4 protein-coding genes are annotated in these 6,898 nt (G+C 68.6%); all 4 read right to left on the bottom strand.

The window, feature by feature from the left end; genetic code table 11:
• Positions 1-376: 376 nt before the first annotated feature.
• The 4 genes from J3474_RS21900 to J3474_RS21885 all read right to left on the bottom strand — a co-directional run bounded on the left by J3474_RS21900 (position 377) and on the right by J3474_RS21885 (position 6,699).
• Positions 377-1,237 carry an ArdC family protein gene (locus J3474_RS21900; protein ID WP_129927741.1) on the bottom strand — a complete coding sequence of 287 codons (861 nt, stop codon included), beginning with the start codon at positions 1,235-1,237 and terminating at the stop codon, positions 377-379.
• Between the two features lie 169 nt (positions 1,238-1,406).
• On the bottom strand, positions 1,407-3,569 hold the full coding sequence (locus J3474_RS21895) for an integrase (RefSeq protein WP_129927740.1): 2,163 nt from the start codon (positions 3,567-3,569) through the stop codon (positions 1,407-1,409).
• Positions 3,566-5,353, bottom strand: coding sequence for a hypothetical protein (locus J3474_RS21890; protein ID WP_021224414.1), 1,788 nt, complete (start codon positions 5,351-5,353; stop codon positions 3,566-3,568). The genes J3474_RS21895 and J3474_RS21890 overlap by 4 nt, the downstream gene beginning before the upstream one ends.
• Positions 5,350-6,699 (bottom strand): site-specific integrase, encoded by a 1,350-nt coding sequence (locus tag J3474_RS21885; RefSeq protein ID WP_129927739.1) that lies wholly within the window; start codon positions 6,697-6,699, stop codon positions 5,350-5,352. The genes J3474_RS21890 and J3474_RS21885 overlap by 4 nt, the downstream gene beginning before the upstream one ends.
• Between the last annotated feature and the right edge of the window lie 199 nt (positions 6,700-6,898).

Below are 6,898 nucleotides of genomic sequence, written 5' to 3'. Positions count from 1 at the left end.
ACATATCCTGACAGTCCAGCGAAAAATGGCGGTTGGAAGGTGAAAACCATCGGTGCCTCCAGCACTGCCCAAAAACCCCATGGCTCCCCCGAGGCGGGGGTGGGCGGCGAGAACGACCGGAGAGGCCCGCGCAAGCGGCAGGCCGCACCCGGAGGGGCGAAATGAAATGGAGCAGCTCGGCGAAGCCGGGCTTGCGGCGCGCCGTGGCGGGCCTAGCAGGGAGCGCCGACCAGACCCGCATCGAGGGAGGCCCCGAAATCAGCGCCGCCGCGCCAGCGGCGTCCGCTGGTGAGCGGGCGAAGCCCGCGCATCGCCGTGCGCGACGAAGCGGCCGAGCCCGCGAGGGATCGGCCGCTCAGCCTTGGTCGCTGCTGGATCATGGCTGCTGGGCGTGCATCCAGTCGGCCGCCGCCTGCGCCTTGCTCGCCGCGGTGAAGATCGCCCGGGGTTCCTCCTTGAGCAGTTGCAGCCAGGAGGCGATATAGGCCGCGTGATCGGGTCGCGGTTCGTGTGCGATCCCGAGATCGGCAAGCAGGAACGATGCAGTCAGCTCGGCGGTCGCTTCCTCCATGGCGAGCGCGTGCCTGGTCCACTTGGCGCTGAAATCCCGGTCAAGCCGATGGGCTGCGCCACTGGCATGAGCGGCCTCGTGAATATGGGTGGCGTAGAAGCCGTGGGCGTCGTGGAAGGCGCTGAAATCCGGCATGTGAATGCGGTCTTCGGCGATATGATAATAGGCGCTGGCCGAGCCGTAGACAGTATCGATGCCGAGCGCGGCGACGAAGGCTTCGGCGGCGGCGAGGCGTTCGCTCTCAGGCAGGTCCGGCCCCGGTTCGGGCGCGTAGCCATCGACCTGATCGGCGTTGAACAGGCTGAACGCCTTGGCGAAAAGCCGTCGATGGTCGTCATCGTCGCCGGCGTCGTCGCCCTTCGCGTGAAACTCCTTCCAGAGGATGCCGAGGCTGGCCTGCTCGCCCTTGCGGACCTGCGCGCCGAGCGCCTGCCACTGGCGATAGGTGCCCCAGACGCCGCTCGCATAGCCGCTGCCATAGGCGGCCGCCCAGAGCGAGACCGTATTTATGCCGCGATAGGGCTTGCCGCTGGCGACGTTGGTCGGGCGGGTGACGTCGGCGCCAGAATGCCACGGCATGCGCCAGGTGCCAGTGCCGGCTTCGATGGCGTCGACGATCGCTTGCGTGACGCGAGCGTAGACGTCTGAGCGTTGTGAGGCTGACATGATCTGTTCTCCGTTCTCGCGCCGGGGACCATCCCCGGCGGCGGAGGCCCGTTCGCGCCGGGCACAGGGGGGCTCGCGCACCCGTCAGGGCCGCAGCGAAGCGAAGGACGGCGGAGCCGTTGCGCGGGCGCGCCGACCGGCGCAGGACTCCGCCAACAGCCGGGGTGGTCTACGGCGCGGGAGGATCGATCCCGGCAATCACCGCGGTCAGGCGATCCAGCTCGCGCTGGAGAGCCTGACGCTGGAGATCGGAGATACGCCGTTCGCGTAGATGCTCGCTGGCATCGGCCGCCGCGCGTTCCCAAGCCGGCCTGTGGCGGGCGGTGATGCAGGCGTTGGGACAGCGGGTCGGCTCGCACAGGGCGGTGAGCGGCTGCGCGGGATCGGGGGTCGTCACGCGCTTGAGGCAGAGCGCGGTCGCGGGATCAAAGAAGCAATCCGCGAGCGGGCCGACATGGAAGGTGCGCGCGACGCTGGCGAGCATGACGCGCAGGCGGGCGCGATCGGCGATCATGGCGGGCAACGGCCCGAGCTTGACGGCGGCATCGTCGAGCGTCCGCGCGATACGCGGTCCCGCCGGACCGCCGAGCGATGCGCCGCCCTGACGCCGGTCGAAATAGTCCAGCAGGTCGTCAATCTGACCGAGCCGGCGCTGCGCCTCGACCTCTGCGCGAAACCCCGATCCACTGGTCCCGGCATAGCCCTCGAAAGCGGCGACCGAGGCATGCTTGTACTGGATCATGCCGGCGATGGTGCCGAACGGACGGTTGGCGATGTGCCACGCGATGGTGCGCCGGAACTGCCGCGTCGTGATGCGCCACGGCTTGCCATCGGGGCCGGGTGGGATGACCGGCGCATCGGGGCTGCCGAAGACGATGTTGAGGTGGTCGCGGAAGGCGTTGAGCTGGCGGACCACCTCGCTCGACAGATGCGTCTTGGTGACAGCGCGGGGACGAAGCACCGGCCAGAGCGTGTCGCTTCCAGTCTTCCGTGCCGCGTGTTCCGACAGCCGTTCGAGCACCGTGATCGCCTCGGCCACCGGTTCGATCGTCACCCAGCTCGCCGACTCACCGGCGCTCGATCGGCGCTTGTAGAGGGTCGATCGGACGCGTTGCCGCTCGATCAGGCCGTCTTCGCTGCGCGCGATCGAGAGGCAGCCGCGCCGCATCGCCTGGACCTCGCAGTCGCGCATGCCGGTCAGATAGGCGCATACGATATAGGCGGCGGCCTGCAGCATCCGCTCCTCGATCGCTAGGGTCTTCACGTCGAAGCGGGCACGCCATGGCCGACCGCTCTCGGGAGCGATCGAGATCGGCGTGTCCATGCCGCCGACCTCGGTACCAAGCGATGCAACCGCTTCGCGAATGACATCCGGTGCGCCGGTAGTGAGCATGAGATGCATGGCCGGCTCGGCGACGGCATCGATGCCGGCATGCAAATGGAGGAGATGGGCGTTGATCGGCGGGGTTGCATCCCCGGTGAGGGGATCGATGCGCGTGGCGCCGTTGTGTGCCGTCGTCCAGATGGGCACGCCGCGTCCTTGCCGGGCTCGGCGCGCGAGATAGCGCTCGAGGCGCGCGCGCTGCCGCAGGCGGCGCTCTGCATCAGGCAGTCCGCGTTCGGCGGCGAGCAGCCGAGCGCGGACTGCCTCGAGCCGATCGAGCGCGACCCGAGCCGCCAGAATATCGGTCGCGAAGGTCGTGACATAGCGCAGCGACCAGGCGAGCAGCGGCGTGACAATCTCCTCCGGCATGCGTGGGGTGCGGTTCTCGCGCACATGCCGATATCCGGCGACGCGCGCAGCCGCTTGCCCGGCCCACGGCTCGAACCCGAGACCGCCTCCAGGCAGGTGATCCCGGAGATGGTAGAGATCGGTGACCACCTGCAAGAGCTGGCCGACGATGACGGGGCGCCGCGCTGAATCATCCCGCAGGTGGCGCGCATAAGCGTCGATCAGCGCCTGATCGATGCGGCCCAGGTCGAGCCGCCCAAGCCGCTCGCGCGCGAAGGCGAAGAACCGGCGAGCCCGGTTGAATGCCTGTCGGATGCTGGCGGGCGGCAGCTTCGGGTGGTAGCCGGGAAGACCGACGTTGAGGCGGGCGTAGAGATAGGCGCGCATTGCCGCCTGCACATCGGCATGTTCGAGCACGTCGAAATGCACGGTGACGTGGCAGCGCCGAGCGTTCTCGCGGAAGACGGCGGGACCGAGATCCCAGGTCGGGTCGCCGACGTGCGACAGCTCCTCGCGGGCATGGCCCGCCTTGAGCGGCGCGCTCGCCAGCACAGGGCGATCGTCGAACGCGGGCACGAGGGCATGGACGGGCGTGGTCATGCGCGTGCCTCCGGCGGCAGATAGAGCCGTTCGCTCCCCATCTGCCGGCGCGCTTCGGCGATAACGGCATCGGAGAAGACCGGCAGGACCTGGACCGTGATCCGGGTGTGGACGCGGCCGAACTTGGCGGCCCAGTCGCTCGCCGGCAGGCTGCATCGCTGCTCTTCGACGAACGCGAGAAAGGCGAGGATCGCGGGGAGCTTGCGCGCGGTGATGACGGCGTTGGGACAATCGAGGCAGCCCCAGAAGGGCTGCGCGCAGGGCGAACCGGGCTCGGCGAAAGGACTGCTATGGAAGCCCGCGCAGGCGGCGAGCCAGACATCCTGTTCGCCGTCGAGCACCGGACCCACCGTATCAGCCGACATCAGCGACGCGACCTGTTCGGGCGCTTCGCGCAGCGCCTGCTCGGCGGTGGGTGGAAGCACGGTCGGCATCGCCGCAGCGACCGCTGCGCGGAAGGCATCGGCGACGGCCGCCTCGTGCAACGGCCGGAGCGACGGCAGATCGGCATAGTGGCGCGCCGCGACCTCGCGGGTGTGACCGACCGCGAAGCGGGCCATATGCCCCTCGGTCTTGGTGTACCATAGCGCCTTGTGGGTCTTGCGCAGCCGGGAAAGCAGCAGATGGAGCGGCTTCCCATCATCGCCGGCGATACCATGGCGACGAGCCCAGGCGGCGAGTTGGAACTTGGGATCGACGATGCCGGCGCGAAGGCCGCCAACGTTGTGATAGAGCCAGAGGCAATCGTCGGTCAGATGCTCGCGTGCGACGGCGGTGACGTCGATCAGGCGACGCATGAGGCCGCCGGGTGTGCCGCTACCACCATCGCGGACCCGCATGCTCTTGTGCTCGGCACCGCGGGCGCGGCGCTTCAGATAGCGTAGCTCCACCGTGCCGGCATGCGGGTTGGTGAGACAATCCACGGTCAGCGTCTTCAGGCACTCCGGCTCGAGGCCGGTATCGAGCGTGAGCAGCACGAGCAGCGCCGGCAGATCGCGCGCGAGCAGATGATGGCGGCCATGCAGGTCGTCGATGAGCGTGCTGATCGGCAATCCGCGCCGCATGCGCATGAAATAGAGGCGCTTCAGCGCGGGCTGGTCTGCGACGATAAAGCCCTGCCGCGCGATGATCGCTTCGACATCGGCGCGCGCCCTGGCGACGACAGGGTCGCCCTCATCAGTGCGGTCGTCGGCGCCGAGGCGGCGAAGCATCGCTTCGATATCGGCCCTCGCGGCGTCGCGCAGCGCGCGGGCGACGAAGGGGCTATAGGCATCGCGCGGGGTCGAGCGGCCCGCCGAAGTGGCCAGCGTGTAGCGCAGCCGCTCATGCAGGTCGGGCGCGATCCGATCGGGCCGGTCTGCCTCGATCGCGCGCAGCGTGTTGATGACCTTGCCGACCGTTATGTGCCGGTGGATCGCGCCCATCCCACGCCGTTCGAGCGCGGACGCAAAGCCATCGATATGGACTGCGCGCAGGTCGTTGACGCCGGTCACCTCCGGCGCATCATCGCCAAGCCAGGCGAAGAAGTGGCGATAGACCTGAACATACTGCTTGATGACGCTGGCCGCACCGATGGGGCCGCCGAGCGCCGCCGATCGACGCAGCGCACCGGCGAAAGCGATGGCGAGTGGGCGAGGATCGAGCCCGGTCATATCGACTAGGACCGTTCCGCCATGCCGCGCCTCGATGGTGAACTTGAGGCCGAGCACAGGATCGGGCTGCGATCGCTCCGGCGTGATCGGCGCAAAGGCGACAGGCCGGCCCTTGCGGGGACGCCCGCTCATACGCCTTGCGGCCCCGGCAGTAACGCCAGCAGCCCCTCGACGGCCGCGTCCACCGTATCGGCGCGGGTCGCGATATGGTCGAGGTAGATATAGGTGGTGGTGAGGCTGGCGTGGCCAAGCAGGCGTTGCACCTGTTGCAGCGGGTCGCCCAGGATCAGCCGATAGCTCTCCACCGGCCCCACCGGCAATGCCGCTTCGCGCAGCCGCTGCTGGATCAGCAAGGCGAGCATATGGACTGCGAAGGCGTGGCGAAGCTGGTGCGGGCTGATCGACAGCGGGAAGCCGTTCTGTGCGCACCGCTTGCAGGCGCGGGTGAAGATCACCTCCCACGAGTTGGGGCGGACAGGCTGGCCGACCTCGGTCAGCCATAGCGCCGCCGGCTCGCGGGGCGTTCCATCCTCGTCGCACAGGATCAGGCGGCATCGTTCCTCCGGGGTGCAGATATCGCGCATGCGGTCGAGACCGGCGCGGGTGACAGGGATCGGTCGGTCGAAGCTGGCCGCACCGTCGCGCGCGGCGAACTTGGCCACGCCCGCGGCGCGCTCGACCGCGACATAGGCGGCGATCTGACGAAGCAGCCGGCGTGGGACCAGAACGCTGCGTCCGCGGTCGCCCTTGGTGAGCGGCGGCGGAAGGGGCAACCAAAGTTGTTGGACGTCACCGTCCTCGCGGTCGATCGCCGCGAGCTCGGCGGTGAGCAAGCCCGACGCCTCTTCGAGGCGCAGGCCGGTGGTGACGAGAAGATCGGCGAACAGCGCATTGCGCAGCCCGTTACGATCGCGAGCGCCGGGGCGCTCCGTGCCGTCAGGGGTAAGGCCGCGCAGGCCGACCTCGCGGAAAATGCGGTAGTCATCCATCGTGACGAAACGGACATCCGATCGCCTGGCGACACGTTCATAGGCATCGTTGCGCGCCGCGATCATGCCGCGACGGCCACCTTGCGCCGGTCGCCACACGGCGCGGCGGCTGAACGGCGCGTCGGCGATCAACCCTTGCTGCTCGCCCCAACGGTAAAGGCGATCGAGGCTGGCGACGGCGCGGTTCCAGCTTGCCGCCGCTATCCGGTGATCGGCATCGTCGCGGCGTCGCTCACGATGATAGGCGTCGACATCGTCGCGGGTCGCAGCCCACACGGTCTTGCCGCAGGCATCGAGAAAGCGAAGCCAGACTACGACATCATAGGCATAGGCGCGAAGCGAGTGCCGCGAGCGGACGCCCGACAGCGGCAGGTCGAGAAAGAAGCGATCCAGATCGGGATCATAGAGCGCGTCGCCGCGCAGGATTAGCGGCACATGCGCATCGAGGCCCCTGGCCTCGCGGCACTCGCAAACAGTAATGATCGACACCGGCGCGAAGCCCTCCCCCCGGACCCCCCACCCGGAAGCTGACCTTCACACCGATGCGCACTATGGCCCGGCAGCAATCAGGCTGGCCTCCGCCAGCTCTTGGGTCAGCGCTACGGCCAGCCTGATTACTGCCTACCGTGGGCGTCCATCGCCGACCTTACTGCAATGTTGCGGACGGCGCAGACTGTCCAGATAAGGC

The organism is Novosphingobium sp. PY1 (assembly GCF_017312445.1).
Lineage (GTDB): Bacteria > Pseudomonadota > Alphaproteobacteria > Sphingomonadales > Sphingomonadaceae > Novosphingobium.
Note: the sequence above shows the minus strand (reverse complement) of the source record. Positions and strands in the feature narration are given on the sequence as shown.